Raw genomic sequence first — 17,457 nt, forward strand, 5'->3', positions numbered from 1 at the left:
CATGGATCTAGACTTCTGGTGGCTGCTGGTCATACCCGTCGCATTCGCGTTCGGCTGGATGGCGGCGCGCTACGACCTCAAGACGCTGCTGTCCGAGAGCGCGAACCTGCCGCGGTCCTATTTTCGCGGTCTGAACTTCCTGCTCAACGAGCAGCCCGACCAGGCGATCGACGCATTCATCGAGGTCGTCAAGCTCGACCCTGAAACGGTCGAATTGCATTTCGCGCTCGGCAATCTGTTCCGCCGGCGCGGCGAAACGGATCGAGCGATCCGCGTGCATCAAAATCTGCTGAGCCGCGCGGACCTGCCTGTCAGTGAGCGCGATCACGCGCTGTACGAACTCGGCCAGGACTTCCTGAAAGCGGGTCTGCTCGACCGTGCCGAGGAAACCTTCCGCTCGCTGCAGGCGGGCGATTACGCACTCGGCGCTCAACGCGCGCTGTTGACGATCTACGAGATCGAGAAGGACTGGGTCAAGTCGATCGATACCGCGCGTCACCTCGAAACGATGGGCGCACCGTCGCTCGAGAAGGAAATCGCGCAGTTCCATTGCGAACTTGCTCAGGAAGCGCTGCAGCAGAAGAAACCGGACGAAGCGCGTCATCAGCTCGGTCTCGCGCTGAAGGCGAACCCGACCAACGTGCGGGCGACGATCCTGTTCGGCGACGTCGACGCGGCCGGCGGTGCGTCCGAAGCGGCGATCGGTCAATGGCGCGGCGTCGAGGAGCAGAACCCCGCGTATCTGCCGCTCGTCGCAGAGAAAATCATGAAGGCGTATGAAGCGCTCGGTCGCGCGCAGGAGGGCGCCGATCTGCTGACCACGTGGGTCGACCGTCATCCGAGCAACGATCTGCTCGACGTCGCGTATCAGCACGTCGCGTCGCTGCGCGGCGTCGATGCCGCGCATGCGCTCGCGCGCACGCAGATGCAGAAGTCGCCGAATCTGGCCGGCATGACGCGTCTGCTCGAAGCGCAGCAGGCCGTCGCCGAAGAGCCGCGGCGCAGCGAGCTCGAACTGATGCACACACTGATCCGCCAGCGCACCAAGAATCTGCCACGCTATACGTGCCAGAATTGTGGTTTCCGGGCGCGGCTTTTCTACTGGCAGTGCCCCGGATGCAGCGGTTGGGAAACCTATGCACCGCGCCGCGTCGAGCCGATTACCGCGCCGAGTTGACGCCGCACGGGCGGCTTTGGCCGCGTCGGCGTTCATTGCGACGCGACCGCTCCGCGAATTTCGCAACGAGTTTATCGCCGGCCTCATGAGCGGCATTCATTACCGGAACCTTCCACCGGAAAGCGTATGAAAATCACCATTATCGGCACCGGCTATGTGGGCCTTGTCACCGGCGCGTGTCTCGCCGAGATCGGCAATGACGTCTTCTGTCTCGACGTCGATCAGCGCAAGATCGACATCCTCAACAAAGGCGGCGTGCCGATTCACGAACCGGGCTTGCAGGAGATGATCGCCCGCACGCGCGCGGCTGGCCGCATCACGTTCTCGACCGATGTCGCCGCGAGCGTCGCGCACGGTGACGTGCAGTTCATCGCGGTCGGCACGCCGCCCGACGAAGACGGCTCCGCCGATCTGCAATATGTGCTCGAGGCCGCGCGCAACATCGGCCGCACGATGAATGGTTTCAAGGTGATCGTCGACAAATCGACGGTGCCGGTCGGCACCGCGCAGCGCGTGCGCGCGGTGATCAATGAAGAGCTCGCGAAACGCGGGCTCGCCGGCAGCGCGCAGCATCGCTTCTCGGTCGTGTCGAATCCCGAGTTCCTGAAGGAAGGTGCGGCCGTCGACGACTTCATGCGCCCCGACCGTATCGTGATCGGTATCGACGAAGACGAACCGGGCGTGCGGGCGCGCGAAATGATGAAGCGTCTGTACGCGCCGTTCAACCGCAATCACGAACGCACGCTGTACATGGACGTTCGCTCGGCCGAGTTCACCAAGTACGCGGCCAACGCGATGCTCGCGACGCGCATCTCGTTCATGAACGAGATGTCGAATCTCGCGGACAAGGTCGGCGCCGACATCGAAGCGGTGCGCCGCGGCATCGGTTCCGATCCGCGCATCGGCTATCACTTCCTGTATGCGGGCTGCGGCTATGGCGGCTCGTGCTTCCCGAAGGACGTGCAGGCGTTGATTCGCACCGCGAGCGAGAGCGGCCACAACCTGCGGATTCTCGAGGCGGTCGAGGAAGTGAACTACCAGCAGAAGGACGTGCTCGTGAACAAGATCACCGCGAAGCTCGGCGAGGATTTGAGCGGCCGCGCGTTCGCGGTGTGGGGTCTCGCGTTCAAGCCGAATACCGACGACATGCGCGAGGCGCCGAGCCGTCGCGTGATCGGCGAGTTGCTTGCGCGCGGCGCGAACGTGCGTGCGTACGACCCGGTCGCCGTGACCGAGGCGCGTCGCGTATTCGCGATGGATCTGCACGCTGCGCCGGAGCAGCTGGCGCGTCTCACGTTCACGAGCACTCAGGACGAAACGCTGATCGGCGCCGACGCGCTCGTGATCGTGACCGAATGGAAGGAGTTCAAGAGTCCTGATTTCGTGCATCTGAAATCGGTGCTGAAGACACCGCTGATTTTCGACGGCCGCAACCTGTACGAACCGGACGCGATGACCGAGCTCGGTATCGACTACCACGCCATTGGACGCCCCTATGCCCAACCCTCTGAACTTCCGGTCGATGCCTGAGGCCATGCCCGCGGCGCCCGCGTCCACGACGGCGCAGAAGCTCACGGTCGTGCCGCGCGCGCAGCTCAACGCGGCGCGCGTGCTGGTGGTCGGCGACGTGATGCTCGACCGATACTGGTTCGGCGACGTCAACCGCATTTCTCCCGAGGCGCCCGTGCCGGTCGTGCACGTGCAGCGCCAGGAAGATCGGCTGGGCGGCGCGGCGAACGTCGCGCGCAACGCGGTCGCGCTCAGCGCGCAGGCGGGTCTTTTGTGCGTGGTCGGTCATGACGAGCCCGGCGAGCGCATCGTGCAACTGCTCGGCGAAAGCGGCGTCACGCCGCATCTGGAACGCGATCCGGCCTTGCTGACGACGATCAAGCTGCGCGTGCTGTCGCGTCAGCAACAGTTGCTGCGCGTCGATTTCGAAAACTCGCCGGCGCACGAGGTGCTGCTCGCGGGCCTCGCGCGTTTCGACGAACTGCTGCCATCGTACGACGTGATCCTGATGTCCGACTACGCGAAGGGCGGCCTCACGCACGTCACGCAAATGATCGCGAAGGCGCACGCGGCCGGCAAACCGGTGCTCGTCGATCCGAAGGGCGACGACTGGGAGCGCTATCGCGGCGCGACGCTGATCACGCCGAATCGCGCGGAATTGCGCGAGGTCGTCGGACAGTGGAAGTCCGAGGAAGATCTGATCGCGCGCGTCACGAAGCTGCGCGCCGAGCTCCAGTTCAAGGCGCTGCTGCTGACGCGCTCGGAGGAGGGCATGACGCTGTTCTCCGACGATGGCATCCTGCACGCGTCGGCCGTTGCGCGCGAAGTGTATGATGTGTCGGGCGCGGGCGACACCGTGATCGCGACCCTCGCCGCGATGCTCGGCGCGGGTCTTTCGCTCGTTGACGCGGTCGGACTCGCGAATCGCGCGGCCGGCATCGTGGTCGGCAAACTGGGCACCGCCACCGTCGACTACGACGAACTCTTTTCCTGATGCAGCCCGCGGGGCGCCGTCGTCCGACGGACCAGCGGACCCCGCGCGGCGTTGACTGAACGAAGCTCACTACCGCAGGATCACCATGACCGTCATCGTCACCGGCGCGGCCGGTTTTATCGGCAGCAATCTCGTGAAGGCGCTCAACGAGCGCGGCGAACAGCGCATCATCGCCGTCGATAACCTCACGCGTGCGGACAAGTTCAGGAATCTGGTCGACTGCGAAATCGACGACTATCTCGACAAAACCGAATTCGTCGAGCGCTTCAGGCGCGGCGACTTCGGCAAGGTGCGCGCGATATTCCACGAAGGCGCCTGCTCGGACACGATGGAAACCGACGGCCGCTACATGATGGACAACAACTACCGCTATAGCCGCGACGTGCTGGACATCTGCCTCGCGCAGAACGTCCAGTTCCTGTACGCGTCGTCGGCGGCTACATATGGAGGCTCGAGCCGCTTCGTCGAGGAGCGCGAGGTCGAGCAGCCGCTGAACGTGTACGGCTATTCGAAGTTCCTGTTCGATCAGGTGATTCGCCGCGTGTTGCCCACCGCGAAGAGCCAGATCGTGGGCTTCCGTTATTTCAACGTCTACGGTCCGCGCGAAACGCACAAGGCGCGCATGGCGTCGGTCGCGTTTCACAACTTCAACCAGTTCCGCGCCGAGGGCAAGGTCAAGCTGTTCGGCGAGTACAACGGCTATGCGGCCGGCGAGCAGACGCGCGATTTCATCTCGGTCGAAGACGTCGTCAAGGTCAACCTGTTCTTCTTCGATCATCCGGAGAAGTCAGGCATTTTCAATCTCGGCACCGGCCGCGCGCAGCCGTTCAACGATATCGCGAGCACCGTGGTCAACACGCTGCGCGCGCTGAACAACGAGCCGGCGCTGTCGCTCGCGGATCAGGTGCAACGCGGGCTGATCGAATACATTCCGTTCCCCGACGCGCTGCGCGGCAAGTATCAGTGCTTCACGCAGGCCGATCAGTCGAAACTGCGCACGGCCGGCTACGACGCGCCGTTTCTGAGCGTGCAGGAAGGTGTCGATCGTTACGTGCGTTGGCTGTTCGGCCAGGTGTGATTCGTACGTCATCCTCTTTAAACTGGAATCTCCTGGCCGGTGATGGTCGCCGGCCAGTGGCAACAGGGAGATTCCAATATGTTTCGAAAAGTACTGGTTACCGCGGCGATGCTCGCCGCTTTCGGCCACGCATATGCGGCGGTCGACGTCAACACGGCTAACGAAGACGCGCTGCGCGGCATCAAGGGCATCGGTCCGGCAAAAGCCAAAGCGATTGTCGAGGAACGTAGTGCGCACGGCCCGTTCAAGGACGCGGCGGATTTCGGCACGCGTGTCAAGGGCATGGGCGGGCACACCATCGAGCGCCTGCAGGCGGAGGGTCTCGCTATCGGACCGGCTGGTGCGGCTGCTAGCACGCAGGTTGCGGCAGTTGCGGCGGGCAAGGAGCCGGCCGCTACGGCCGCGTCCGCCGCCACGCAGAAGGGCGCCGCCGCAGTGGCGGTGAAGAAGTAAGCGGCCGCGAGCCTTGCGCGTGCCATGCTGACGAGCGGCTTGCGGCGCGCAGGGTTCGCGAACGTTCCATTGCATCGATTGGTACACACGCTTTCCCGCGGCTCGCAGCCGCGGGCTTTTTGCGTAGCAACACCATGCATCCATGCGGACAGAAGGGCTGCAGGGCAGCGCCGGAGATCGTGGTTTAGAATCGACGGATTGAAGACACTCTTTCGCGCATCGATCGCTAGACCCCATATGGCATACCAAACGATTGAAGACACGGTCGGCAATACGCCGCTCGTACAACTCGTCCGGCTTCCCGACGACGAGATCCGTAGCCGCAACAATGTGATCCTCGCGAAGCTCGAGGGCAACAATCCTGCGGGGTCGGTGAAAGACCGGCCGGCGTTGTCCATGATCAAGAAGGCCGAAGCGCGCGGACGCATCAAGCCGGGCGACACGCTGATCGAATCGACGAGCGGCAACACCGGCATCGCGCTCGCGATGGCCGCCGCAGTCCGCGGCTACAAGATGGTGCTGATCATGCCGGAAGATCTGTCAGTCGAGCGCCGCCAGAGCATGGCCGCTTACGGCGCGGAAATCATTCTGACGCCTGTCAAAGGCGGCATGGAGTACGCGCGCGATCTCGCCGAGCAGATGCAGCGCGAAGGCAAGGGCATCATCCTCGATCAGTTCGCGAACCCGGACAATCCGGCCTCGCACATCGAAGGCACGGGCCCGGAAATCTGGCGCGACACGGAAGGGCGCATCACGCACTTCGTGTCGTCGATGGGCACGACCGGCACGATCATGGGCGTGTCGACGTATCTGAAAACGCAGAACCAGCAGATCGAAATCATCGGCGCGCAGCCGGAAGAGGGCTCGCGTATTCCGGGTATTCGCAAATGGCCGGAAGCGTATCTGCCGAAAATCTTCGACCGCAGCCGCGTCGACCGCGTGGAGAACGTCAGCCAATCCGCGGCCGAGGCGATGGCGCGCCGCCTGGCGTCGGTCGAAGGCATCTTCGCGGGCATTTCGTCGGGTGGCGCGTGCGAAGTCGCGCTGCGCATCGCGCGTCAGGTCGAGAACGCGACGATCGTGTTCATCGTCTGCGATCGCGGCGACCGTTACCTGTCCACGGGGGTATTTCCCGCGTAAGCGGGTCGCCGGGCGCCTTCGCGGGTGCACGAACCAATAAAAAGCGCCGGTCGAGCCGGCGCTTTTTTTACGTCCTTCAACGCGAGGCACCCGCGGCGACTCGCGGCGTGACTCACTGCGAATCAGAGTTCGACTGATCCGCCTGGCCTTGCGACGCGCTGCCGTTGTTGGCCGCTTTTGCGGCATTCGCCGCGTCGATCGCTTGCATCTGCGCCTTGACCTTCTGACCCAGCTGATACACCGCGAGCGCATAGAAGAAGCTGCGGTTGTAGCGCGTGAGCACGTAGAAATTCTTCAGGCCGAGCACGAACTCGGTGCCGCGTCCCGGCGTCGGCAGATCGACCACCGTGACCGGGGTGCCCGCTTCGGAAGCAATGTCGACGTTCGGCTCGTTCAGCACGAGGCCGGCACGCAGCAACTGGTCGAGCGGCCAGTGCGGCTCCGGCTGCCCATTGGCCGCGGCCTGCGCGACACCGAGGCTGCCCGCGTCCGAGCCGATTCGCCATACCACCGGCCGGCCGCTTTCCCAGCCGTTCTGGCGCAGATAATTCGCGACGCTGCCGATCGCATCCGCATCGCTCGTGCGCAGATCGATGCGCTTGTTGCCTTCGTAGTCGACCGCGTATTGGACGATGCTGCTCGGCAGGAACTGCGGAATGCCGATCGCGCCGGTGTACGAGCCGAGCACCGTGTTCGGGTCGATCTGCGCGTCGCGCGTCCACACCAGGTAGTCTTCGAGATTCTTGCGGAAGGTCGCCTGGCGGTCCGCGCGATTCGCGGTGTTCGGATAATCGAAGCTCAGCGTGGTCAGCGCATCGAGCACGCGGAAATTACCCATGTAGCGACCGTAGATCGTCTCGACGCCGATGATGCCGACGATCATCTCCGGCGGCACGCCGAACTCCTGATACGCGCGCTGCAGCGTGGCCCGGTTCTCGCGCCAGAACTGCACGCCGGCATTGACGCGCACCGGGTCGAGGAAGCGCGCCTGATACGAGCGCCAGTTCTTGACCGACGGCGTCGGTGACGGGGTGACCAGCTTCACTGCGGTCGCCGAGTAGCTGACGCCGGTGAACAGCGCGTGCAGCGACGCTTCGTCGAAATCGTAGCGCGCGACCATCTCGTTGATGAACGCATCGACGTTCGCGTTGTGCGCATAGCGCTGCGGAATGATCTCTTCCTCGAACGTCTGTCCTTGCGGTACCGGCTGCTGCGGCTGGCTCTGCGCGAGTTGCACCGGTGCTTTCCTCGTGGCGCTTTGCGCGCTCGCGGGACTTGCTGCGATGAACATGCACGATGCGACGATCAGTGAGGCGGCGTGGGTGCCGAGGCGAAGACGGTTGCGTGGGGATCCTGCGGACAGAGCAAGCTTGACGGTCATGGTGAGCAGTGAGCGCGATGCGTGAAAGGCTGGAAGCAGTCGGAAAGCTGCAGGAACGAAACGGCGAATAACGGGTCGGGGAAGTATATCCGACGACTCCCGCAAAACCGTGCTGAATCGGCGACAGCGGCGTCGTGTGGTAACTTGACGAATGGAGGCGCGCGGGGGCGCGCGCCGCTCGACGGAGACACGCCGCGCGCGCAGTTCATGCGTCGCGCCGTAGAAGAGACGCACAACACGAACTATGGCAACAGGCTTCTATTCCCACCCCGACTGTCTGCTGCACGACATGGGGCAGTGGCACCCCGAGTGTCCCGCGCGCCTGCAGGCGATCGAGGATCAACTGATCGCAAGCCGCATCGACGCGCTGATCGAGCGCGAATCGCCGCCGCTCGTCGACGAGGCCGCGCTGCTGCGAGTGCACACGCAGGCGCATGTCGACTACATCCGCGGTCGCTCGCCCGTCGAGGGCGTCGCCGAGATCGATCCCGACACGACGATGAATCCGCACACGTGGCAGGCCGCGCTGCGCGCGGCGGGCGCGGCGGTCGCCGCCACCGACGCGGTGATCGAAGGCCGCTACGACAACGCGTTCTGCAGCGTGCGGCCGCCGGGCCATCACGCGGAACCGGCGCGTGCGATGGGCTTCTGCTTTTTCAACAACATTGCGATCGCCGCGCGCCACGCGCTCGACGTGCATGGTCTCGCGCGCGTCGCCATCATCGACTTCGACGTGCACCACGGCAACGGCACCGAGGCCGCGTTCTCGGGCGACCCGCGCGTGCTGATGTGCAGCATCTTCCAGCACCCGTTCTATCCGTTCACGGGCGCCGACAACCAGGCGGCCAACATGTGCAACGTGCCGATGCCGGCGCGTTCGAACGGCATGGCCGTGCGCGAAGCGGTCGATATGCTGTGGTTGCCGCGCCTGCACGAATTCAGGCCGGAGATGCTGTTCATCTCGGCCGGCTTCGACGCGCATCGCGAGGACGACCTCGGCAACATGGGCCTCGTCGAAAACGATTACGCGTGGATCACCGACCAGATGCGCGAGATCGCGCGGCGTTATGCGCGTGGGCGCATCGTCAGTTGTCTCGAGGGCGGCTACAACCTGTCGGCGCTCGGGCGCAGCGTGGTCGCGCACGTGCGGTCGCTGGCGGAGATCTGAGGTTGCCCGACTGCACGCGGCGACAGTGGCTCGAAAGCCAGCGAGCGAAAATCGACATTCACGTACCGAGGAGCGAGCCATGAACGCCAGTCCCGCCAGCACCGGCGACGCGTCGCTGGTCACGATCGAACACGACGCGTATCGCGTAGCGGGCGTCGTGCGCGTGACGATGAACCGGCCCGATGCGTTCAACGCGCTGTCCGAAGCGTTGCTCGACGGACTGCTGCAAACGCTGACCGGGATCGCGAAGACCGATGCCCGCGTGGTCGTGATCGCCGGCGCTGGCCGCGCGTTCTGCGCGGGGCACGACCTGAAGGAAATGCGCGCGGCGCCATCGCTTGCTTATTACCAGCAGCTGTTCGCGCGCTGCACGAAGCTGATGCTGACGATCCAGCGCATGCCGCAGCCGGTGATCGCGCGCGTGCATGGCATCGCGACCGCCGCCGGCTGCCAGCTGGTCGCAATGTGCGATCTCGCGGTCGCCGCCGATACCGCGCGCTTCGCCGTATCGGGCGTGAACCTCGGATTGTTCTGCGCGACACCGTCGGTGCCGCTGTCGCGCAACCTCTCGCGCAAGGCCGCGCTCGAAATGCTGCTGACCGGCGATTTCATCGACGCCGCCGAAGCGCGCCAGCAGGGGCTCGTGAACCGCGTCGCCCCAGCCGATGCGCTCGACGACGAAGTCGCGCGGCTCGCCGCGAGCATCTGCGCGAAGCCGGTCGAAGCTGTCAGCACGGGCAAGGGTCTGTTCTACCGGCAGCTCGAAATGGGTATCGAAGCCGCGTACCAGCTCGCGGGGCAGACGATGGCCTGCAACATGATGGACGACTCGGCGCTCGAAGGCGTGCAGGCTTTCATCGACAAACGCGCGCCGAAGTGGAAGCGCTAGTCGACGGCCAGCAAGCGCCGCGTCTTGTCAACTCGGTCCCACCGCCCGCCTTTCGATCCACTCGACCAACGCCTCGATCACCCGATCGCGATCGAGGTCGTTCATCGTCTCGTGGTAGCTACCCTCGTGCAGCGTGAGCGTCTTGTCCGGCGAGCCCGCGTGCTCGCCGAACGCGCGGCTGCCGTCGGGCTCGGTCACTTTGTCGTCGGTGCCATGAAACACGAGCAGCGGCATGCGCAGCCTCGCGCGTCCGCGTTCGATGCGCGCCATCGCGAGCAGCAGCTCGGCGCCCGTGCGCGCCGGAATCGCGTCGTGATGCACGAGCGGATCGTTGAGGTTGGCTTTGACCACCGGCTGAAGGCGCGAGAGCAGCGCAGGGTCGATCTTCATCGCCGGGAAGGTTGGGTAGACGCGGCTGATCACCTGGCTTAGCGCGAGCATCCACTTCGGCACGTCGCGGCCCGGCGCGAGCGCGGGGCTCGACAGGATCAGGCCGGCAAGGCGCCGCCCGCTCGCGTCGAGGCGCTCTATCGCATACAGCGCCGCCACCGCGCCACCCATGCTGTGGCCCATCAGGAATAACGGCGCACAGCTTTGCGCGGCGGCGTCGAGCAGCGCCTGCGCATCGAGCAGGTAGTCGTCGAAGCGTTTCACATAGGCGCGCTTGCCGGGCGCGTGGCCGTGGCCGCGCAGATCGATCGCGACGAGTTCGATGCCCGCCGCGTTGAGCCGGCCCGCAACGGCGGCGTAACGGCCGGCGTGTTCGGCGAGGCCGTGCAGCAGCGCGACCGTCGCGCGTATGGGCCCGTTCGGCCGCCAGCGATACAGCGGCAATTCGATGCCATCGCCAGTCGTCACCGACCCGCGCTGCGGCGCATCTTTATTGAGACTGCCGGCGCTCGCGCGCACGGTGTGGCTCGGAGAAGTCTGCATGGCGGCGGCCTGTGCTGAAGGAAGGTGGCCCGATCATAGTCGTAGCGGCGCGAAGCGCGTGAGCTTCGTGCATAAGGCGCGGCTCTAATGCCCTCAGGTTATGAAAAAATCGAAATTGATTATTAAAGGGCATGTCGTCGCTACGGTAGAATGACGACCTTAAATCCCAATAAAAGAAACGGCGGCCGCCTGTCGGGAGCACGATGCTCGCCGGCAGCCTCCGCCGTTTTCGTTTGTCCATGATCGAAATACGCAATGTTTCCCAGCGGTTTGCCGGGCCCCGGGGGTGGGTCGAGGCGCTGCACAACGTCAATCTGACGATTCCGGCGGGCGAGGTGTTCGGGATCATCGGCCGCAGCGGCGCGGGCAAGAGCACGCTCGTGCGCACCATCAACCTGCTGACGCGCCCATCCGAGGGCAACATCCTCGTCAACGGCCGCGATCTGACGACGCTGCCCGCCGCGCAACTGCGCGACGCGCGTCGCGAGATCGGCATGATCTTCCAGCACTTCAATCTGTTGTCGTCGCGCACCGTGTACGAGAACGTCGCGCTGCCGCTCGAACTGGCCGGCCTGAAGCGCGACGAGATCGAGGCGAACGTGCTGCCGCTGCTCGAGCTCGTCGGTCTGTCGGCGCAGAAGGACCGCTATCCGGCGCAGATCAGCGGCGGGCAGAAGCAGCGCGTGGGCATCGCGCGTGCGCTCGCGAGCAAGCCGAAGGTGCTGCTGTCGGACGAGGCGACCTCTGCGCTCGACCCCGAAACCACCCGCGCGATCCTCGATCTGCTCAAGCGCATCAACCGCGAACTGAACCTGACGATCGTGCTGATCACTCACCAGATGGACGTGATCAAGCAGGTCTGCGATCGCGTCGCGGTGCTCGACGCGGGCCGCGTCGTCGAAGAGGGCAAGGTGATCGACGTGTTCCTGCAGCCGCACCACGAAGTCACGCGCGCGCTGATCGGCGACGTAATCGCGCAGGAGCTGCCGCCCGCCATGAAGGCGCGCGTCGCGCAGCGGTTGAAGACCGGCAGCGGCCATCTGCTGCGCCTCGCGTTCACCGGTTCGGGCGTCGATCAGCCGATCCTGTCGGAGACGATTCGCCGCTACGAGCTCGACTTCAACATCCTGCACGGCCAGATCGACGAAATCCAGGGGCAGGCGTTCGGCTCGCTCGCGGTACTCGCGGGCGGCGATCCGGCCAAGGTCGCGCAGGCGATCACGTTTCTGCGCGAGCAGGGTGTCGTAGTGGAGGAGCTCTCGCATGTTGAGTGAAATGTTCGATATGTTCGTCCAGTCGTTCTGGGAGACGCTCATCATGGTGGGCATCTCCGGACTGATTGGCGCTGTGGTCGGCGTGCCGCTCGGCGTGCTGCTGTATTTGACCAACCGCCAGGGCGTGCTCGAAAACGTCGCGTTGAATCGCGTGATGGGCGTGATCGTCAACGCGGTGCGCTCGACGCCGTTCATCATCCTGCTGGTCGCGGTGATTCCGTTTACGCGACTTGTCGTCGGTTCGTCAATCGGCACCGCGGCCGCGATCGTGCCGCTGACGATCGCCGCGGCGCCGTTCATCGCGCGTCTGGTCGAAACGGCGCTGCGCGAGGTCGATCGCGGGCTCATCGAGGCGGCCCAGGCGATGGGCGCGACCACCAGCCAGATCGTCTTCAAGGTGCTGTTGCCGGAATCGCTGCCGGGGGTGGTCGCCGGGTTGACGATCACGTTCGTGTCGCTGGTCGGCTATTCGGCGATGGCCGGCGCGATCGGCGGCGGCGGTCTTGGCGACCTCGGCATCCGCTACGGCTATCAGCGCTTCCTGCCAGAAGTGATGCTCGCGGTCGTGCTGATACTGATCGTGTTCGTGCAACTGGTGCAGTCGTTTGGGGATTGGCTCGTGCGTCGTCTGAGCCACAAATAAACAAGGGCGTTCGGAAGCCCGCTAATAAAGATTCGGAAAAGGTCCATCATGCAACGTCGCTTCATTCTCAAGCTGGCCGCCGCATTCGGCGCGGCAACGCTCTTCGCCACCACCGCGGCGCATGCCGAAGACACGATCAAGGTTGGTGTCACCGGTGGCCCGCACGCGCAGATCATGGACGTCGTGAAGACGGTCGCCGCGAAGAACGGCCTGAACATCAAGATCGTCGAATTCTCCGACTACGTGCAGCCGAACGCGGCGCTCGCGGGCGGCGATCTGGACGCGAACAGCTACCAGCACGACCCGTATTTGCAGGCGCAGGTGAAGGATCGCGGCTACAAGCTGATCCGTATCGCCGATACGGTCACGTACCCGATGGGGATCTACTCGAAGAAGGTGAAGTCGCTCGCCGAACTGCAGCCGGGCGCGAAGATCGCCGTGCCGAACGACCCGACCAACGGCGGCCGCGCGCTGCTGTTGCTGCAGAAGCAGGGCTTGCTGAAGCTGCGCGCCGAGGCGGGCCTGAAGGCGACGCCGCTCGACATCGTCGACAATCCGAAGAAACTGAAGATCGTCGAGCTTGACGCGGCGCAGATTCCGCGTTCGCTGGGCGATGTCGATGCCGCCGCGATCAACACCAACTTCGCGATGGAAGCGGGCCTCAAGCCAACGCAGGACGCTATCGCGATCGAGGACCGGAAAGGTCCCTACGTGAACGTGATCGCGATTCGCGAAGCGGACAAGAACAAGCCGTGGGTCGCGAAGCTCGTCGCGGCGTACCACTCGCCGGAAGTGAAGCAGTTCGTCGACAGCAAATTCGGCGGCTCGGTGATCACCTCCTGGTGATGCAACGCCCGCGGACCTCGCAGAACACGACGGCAATGCGAAATTAGAGGTCTGAGTCGGAGCCCGGGGTTGTCTCCCGGGTTTTTTGGAGATTAAAATAGAACGATCGTTCGGTATTGCCGTCACGCCGGTGAGGAGCGATATCCTCCCGCAAAGCGCCCGCGACACGGCTGTCATGAGGGCAGTCGCTATAATGTTCATCGGGTTGACGTATTCGTAACTTTGGAGCGTGTGCATGAAAATTCTGGTGCCAGTGAAAAGAGTGGTCGACTACAACGTGAAGGTCCGCGTGAAATCGGACGGTACGGGCGTCGATATCGCGAACGTGAAAATGTCGATGAACCCGTTCGACGAAATCGCGGTTGAAGAAGCGGTGCGTCTGAAGGAAGCGGGCGTCGCGACCGAAGTGATCGCCGTGTCGGCCGGTGTTGCGCAGGCGCAGGAAACGCTGCGCACCGCGCTCGCCATCGGCGCGGATCGCGCGATCCTGATCGAATCGAACGAAGACCTGCAGCCGCTCGCCGTCGCGAAGCTGCTCAAGGCGCTCGTCGACAAGGAGCAGCCGCAACTGGTGATCCTCGGCAAACAGGCGATCGACGACGACTCCAATCAGACCGGCCAGATGCTCGCCGCGCTCGCGAATCTGCCGCAGGCGACGTTCGCGTCGAAGGTCGTCGTGGCGGACGGCAAGGCGACGGTGTCGCGTGAAGTGGACGGCGGCGCGGAAACGCTGTCGCTGACGCTGCCGGCCGTAGTCACGACCGATCTGCGCCTGAACGAGCCGCGTTACGTAACGCTGCCGAACATCATGAAGGCGAAGAAAAAGCCGCTGGAAACGGTCAAGCCCGAAGACCTCGGCGTCGATGTCACGCCGCGTCTGAAGACGCTGAAAGTCGCCGAGCCGCCGAAGCGCTCGGCCGGTGTGAAGGTGCCGGACGTGAAGACGCTGGTCGAGAAACTGAAGACCGAAGCGAAGGTGCTGTGAGGAGACCCGAGAAATGACGAACCTGGTAATTGCAGAACACGACAATGCGTCGATCAAGGCCGCGACGCTGAACACGATCGCAGCGGCACAGAAGATCGGCGGTGATATTCACGTGCTGGTCGCGGGGCATAACGCGCAGGGCGCGGCCGATGCCGCCGCGAAGATCGCTGGTGTCAGCAAGGTGCTGCTCGCCGATGCGCCGCAACTGGCCGCAGGCCTCGCGGAAAACGTCGAAGCGACGGTCCTGACGCTTGTGCAAGATGCGGCGAAGCACTACACGCACATCCTCGCGCCGGCTACCGCCTACGGCAAGAATGTCGCGCCGCGTATCGCCGCGAAGCTCGACGTCGCGCAGATCAGCGACATCACGGCAGTGGATAGCGCCGACACGTTCGAGCGTCCCATCTACGCGGGCAACGCAATCGCGATCGTGCAATCGGCTGATCCGATCAAGGTCATCACCGTGCGCTCGACCGGTTTTGATGCCGTCGCGGCCGAAGGCGGCAGCGCAGCGGTCGAGAGGATCGAAGCGGCAGCCGACGCAGGCCTCGCGCAGTTCGTGAGCCGCGAAGTGACGAAGCTCGATCGTCCGGAACTGACGAGCGCGAAGATCATCGTGTCGGGTGGCCGTGGTCTGGGCAATGGCGAGAACTACATGAAGGTGCTCGAGCCGCTGGCCGACAAGCTCGGCGCGGCACTGGGCGCATCGCGCGCGGCGGTCGACGCGGGGTTCGTGCCGAACGACTATCAGGTCGGCCAAACCGGCAAGATCGTCGCGCCGCAACTGTACGTCGCAGTCGGCATCTCGGGTGCGATCCAGCATCTGGCCGGCATGAAGGACTCGAAAGTCATCGTCGCGATCAACAAGGACGAAGAAGCGCCGATTTTCAGCGTGGCCGATTACGGTTTGGTTGGCGATCTGTTCACCCTCGTGCCGGAACTCGTGAGCGAACTAGGCTAAGCGCCGCGGCGCCTGAAAGAGGCCGCCGAAAGCAAGCGAAGGGCGCAGGACCCACCAAGTCCCGCGCCCTTTTTTCATATCAAGGGAGGAGTACCGAAATGAGCTATACGGCACCCATCAAGGACATGCTGTTCGTGATGAAAGAACTGGCCGGACTGGAAGTCATCGCGAAGCTGCCCGGCTTCGAGGACGCGAACCTCGACACCGCGAAGGCCGTGCTCGACGAGTCGGCGAAACTATGCGGCGAAGTGCTCGCGCCGCTGAACGTCGACGGCGATCGTAATCCGAGCAGCTGGAAGGATGGCGTGGTCACTGCGACGCCGGGTTTCAGGGAAGCCTTCCGCCAGTTTGCCGAAGGCGGTTGGCAGGGCGTGCAACATCCGCTCGACTACGAAGGCCAGGGCCTGCCGAAGCTGATCGCGACGCCTTGCATCGAAATGCTCAACGCGTCGAACCTCTCTTTTGCGCTGTGTCCGTTGCTGACCGACGGCGCCATCGAAGCGCTGCTAACCGCTGGCAGCGAAGCGCAAAAACAGACCTATGTGCCCAAGCTGATTTCCGGCGAATGGACCGGTACGATGAACCTGACCGAACCGCAGGCCGGCTCCGATCTCGCGCTCGTACGCACGCGCGCCGAGCCGCAGCCCGACGGTTCGTTCAAGCTATTCGGCACGAAGATTTTCATCACGTGGGGCGAGCACGACATGGCGAAGAACATCGTGCACCTGGTGCTCGCACGCACGCCGAACGCGCCCGATGGCGTGAAAGGCATTTCGCTGTTCCTTGTGCCGAAGTTTCTCGTCAACGAAGACGGTTCGCTCGGTGAGCGCAACGACGTGCATTGCGTGTCGATCGAGCACAAGCTCGGCATCAAGGCGAGCCCGACCGCCGTGCTGCAGTTCGGCGATCACGGCGGCGCGCTCGGTCAGCTGATCGGCGAAGAGAATCGTGGCCTCGAATACATGTTCATCATGATGAACGCCGCCCGTTTCGCGGTCGGCATGCAAGGTGTCGCGATCTCGGATCGCGCATATCAGAAGGCGGTCGCGTATGCGAAAGAGCGCGTGCAGAGCCGTCCCGTGGACGGCTCCGCGAAGCAGTCGGTCGCGATCATCCAGCACCCGGACGTGCGCCGCATGCTGTCGACGATGCGCAGCCTCACCGAGGCGTCGCGCGCGCTCGCCTACCTCGCGGCCTCGCACTGCGATATCGCGCATCGTCATCCGGACGATGCGACGCGCGCGAAGCATCAGGCGATCTACGAATACCTCGTGCCGATCGTGAAGGGCTGGAGCACGGAGCTGTCGATCGACGTGACGAGCCTCGGCGTGCAGGTGCATGGCGGCATGGGCTTCATCGAGGAAACCGGCGCTGCCCAGTACTACCGCGACGCGCGCATTCTACCGATTTACGAAGGCACGACCGCGATCCAGGCCAACGACCTGATCGGTCGCAAGACGCTGCGCGACGGCGGCAAGGTCGCGAAGGAACTGCTCGCTGGCGTCGCCGAAACGGTTGAAGCGCTTGGCGCGCAGCAGGGCGCGGCGTTCGCGTCGATGCGCACGCAGCTCGCGCAGGGCCAGCGCGCGCTTGGCGCGGTCGTCGATTTCGTCGTCGCCAATGCGAAGGGCGATCCGAATGCGGTGTTCGCGGGCAGCGTGCCCTATCTGAAGCTCGCGGGCATCGTGCTGGGCGGCTGGCAGATGGCGCGTGCGCAGCTTGCCGCGGCGACGAAGCGCGACGAGGACCCAGCGTTTCATGACGCGAAGATCGCGACCGCGCGGTTCTACGCCGAGCACGTGTTGCCACAGGCGGCGGCGCTCGAAGTGGCGATCGTCAGCGCGAAGGGGGGAGAGGGCGTGCTGGCTTTGTCGGAAGACCAGTTCTGAGCATGCCTCGATGCCGGCCGCGATCGCGGCAGCACATTGAAATGCAAACGGCGCCCCGCGAGGCGCCGTTTGTTTGTACGGCTGCTGTTTGTTGCGGCCTGCGTCGCGGCCAGGGCCGCGTCAGCGCACGCACTCAA

Annotated in this window: 16 protein-coding genes; 14 read left to right on the forward strand and 2 right to left on the reverse strand. The window is 64.4% G+C overall.

Translation table 11 applies throughout. The features are described 5' to 3' along the window. The first annotated feature begins 1 nt into the window (after position 1). The 6 genes from lapB (at position 2) to cysM (ending at position 6,351) form a co-directional block, all read left to right on the forward strand. On the forward strand, positions 2-1,177 hold the full coding sequence (gene lapB / locus OKW38_RS23615) for a lipopolysaccharide assembly protein LapB (RefSeq protein ID WP_429335120.1): 1,176 nt from the start codon (positions 2-4) through the stop codon (positions 1,175-1,177). A 126-nt stretch (positions 1,178-1,303) separates the two neighbouring features. After that, positions 1,304-2,707, forward strand: a complete 1,404-nt coding sequence (locus OKW38_RS23620; RefSeq protein ID WP_090801314.1) for a UDP-glucose dehydrogenase family protein — start codon at positions 1,304-1,306, stop codon at positions 2,705-2,707. Beyond that, entirely contained in the window at positions 2,673-3,680 is a 1,008-nt protein-coding gene (gene rfaE1, locus OKW38_RS23625) for a D-glycero-beta-D-manno-heptose-7-phosphate kinase (protein WP_090801312.1), read from the forward strand. The genes OKW38_RS23620 and rfaE1 overlap by 35 nt, the downstream gene beginning before the upstream one ends. A gap of 85 nt (positions 3,681-3,765) precedes the next feature. After that, on the forward strand, positions 3,766-4,758 hold the full coding sequence (gene rfaD, locus OKW38_RS23630) for an ADP-glyceromanno-heptose 6-epimerase (RefSeq protein ID WP_184011054.1): 993 nt from the start codon (positions 3,766-3,768) through the stop codon (positions 4,756-4,758). 78 nt (positions 4,759-4,836) lie between these two features. Next, positions 4,837-5,211 (forward strand): ComEA family DNA-binding protein, encoded by a 375-nt coding sequence (locus OKW38_RS23635; RefSeq protein ID WP_429363280.1) that lies wholly within the window; start codon positions 4,837-4,839, stop codon positions 5,209-5,211. 237 nt (positions 5,212-5,448) lie between these two features. Further along, positions 5,449-6,351 (forward strand): cysteine synthase CysM, encoded by a 903-nt coding sequence (gene cysM, locus OKW38_RS23640; protein ID WP_090801307.1) that lies wholly within the window; start codon positions 5,449-5,451, stop codon positions 6,349-6,351. Positions 6,352-6,463: 112 nt separating this feature from the next. Here cysM and mltB read toward each other — a convergent pair whose 3' ends face one another. Continuing rightward, entirely contained in the window at positions 6,464-7,642 is a 1,179-nt protein-coding gene (gene mltB / locus OKW38_RS23645; protein ID WP_184061350.1) for a lytic murein transglycosylase B, read from the reverse strand. Between the two features lie 334 nt (positions 7,643-7,976). Between mltB and OKW38_RS23650 the strand changes: the two genes are divergently transcribed. After that, positions 7,977-8,900 carry a histone deacetylase family protein gene (locus tag OKW38_RS23650; protein ID WP_429335117.1) on the forward strand — a complete coding sequence of 308 codons (924 nt, stop codon included), beginning with the start codon at positions 7,977-7,979 and terminating at the stop codon, positions 8,898-8,900. A 79-nt stretch (positions 8,901-8,979) separates the two neighbouring features. After that, positions 8,980-9,789: an enoyl-CoA hydratase gene (locus OKW38_RS23655; RefSeq protein WP_429363282.1), complete on the forward strand. Its 810-nt coding sequence runs from the start codon at positions 8,980-8,982 to the stop codon at positions 9,787-9,789. A 27-nt stretch (positions 9,790-9,816) separates the two neighbouring features. On the opposite strand, the gene OKW38_RS23660 is transcribed toward OKW38_RS23655, so the two are convergent. Further along, a complete protein-coding gene (locus OKW38_RS23660) occupies positions 9,817-10,722 on the reverse strand; it encodes an alpha/beta hydrolase (protein ID WP_090801301.1) in 906 nt (301 codons plus the stop codon). Positions 10,723-10,961: 239 nt separating this feature from the next. On the opposite strand from OKW38_RS23660, the gene OKW38_RS23665 reads away from it, so the two are divergent. The 6 genes from OKW38_RS23665 to OKW38_RS23690 all read left to right on the forward strand — a co-directional run bounded on the left by OKW38_RS23665 (position 10,962) and on the right by OKW38_RS23690 (position 17,320). After that, entirely contained in the window at positions 10,962-11,996 is a 1,035-nt protein-coding gene (locus OKW38_RS23665; protein ID WP_090801299.1) for a methionine ABC transporter ATP-binding protein, read from the forward strand. Then, positions 11,986-12,639, forward strand: coding sequence for a methionine ABC transporter permease (locus OKW38_RS23670; RefSeq protein WP_184061353.1), 654 nt, complete (start codon positions 11,986-11,988; stop codon positions 12,637-12,639). Before OKW38_RS23665 ends, OKW38_RS23670 begins: the two co-directional genes overlap by 11 nt. 48 nt (positions 12,640-12,687) lie before the next feature. Beyond that, complete coding sequence (locus OKW38_RS23675) at positions 12,688-13,485, forward strand: MetQ/NlpA family ABC transporter substrate-binding protein (protein ID WP_429363284.1); 798 nt, start codon at positions 12,688-12,690, stop codon at positions 13,483-13,485. A 235-nt stretch (positions 13,486-13,720) separates the two neighbouring features. Next, on the forward strand, positions 13,721-14,470 hold the full coding sequence (locus tag OKW38_RS23680; RefSeq protein WP_429363286.1) for an electron transfer flavoprotein subunit beta/FixA family protein: 750 nt from the start codon (positions 13,721-13,723) through the stop codon (positions 14,468-14,470). Between the two features lie 13 nt (positions 14,471-14,483). Continuing rightward, entirely contained in the window at positions 14,484-15,431 is a 948-nt protein-coding gene (locus OKW38_RS23685) for an electron transfer flavoprotein subunit alpha/FixB family protein (protein ID WP_429335113.1), read from the forward strand. A gap of 98 nt (positions 15,432-15,529) precedes the next feature. Continuing rightward, a complete protein-coding gene (locus OKW38_RS23690; protein ID WP_429363288.1) occupies positions 15,530-17,320 on the forward strand; it encodes an acyl-CoA dehydrogenase in 1,791 nt (596 codons plus the stop codon). Positions 17,321-17,457 lie beyond the last annotated feature (137 nt).

Source organism: Paraburkholderia sp. MM5496-R1, from assembly GCF_050436205.1.
In the GTDB taxonomy this organism is placed as follows: Bacteria; Pseudomonadota; Gammaproteobacteria; order Burkholderiales; family Burkholderiaceae; genus Paraburkholderia; species Paraburkholderia tuberum.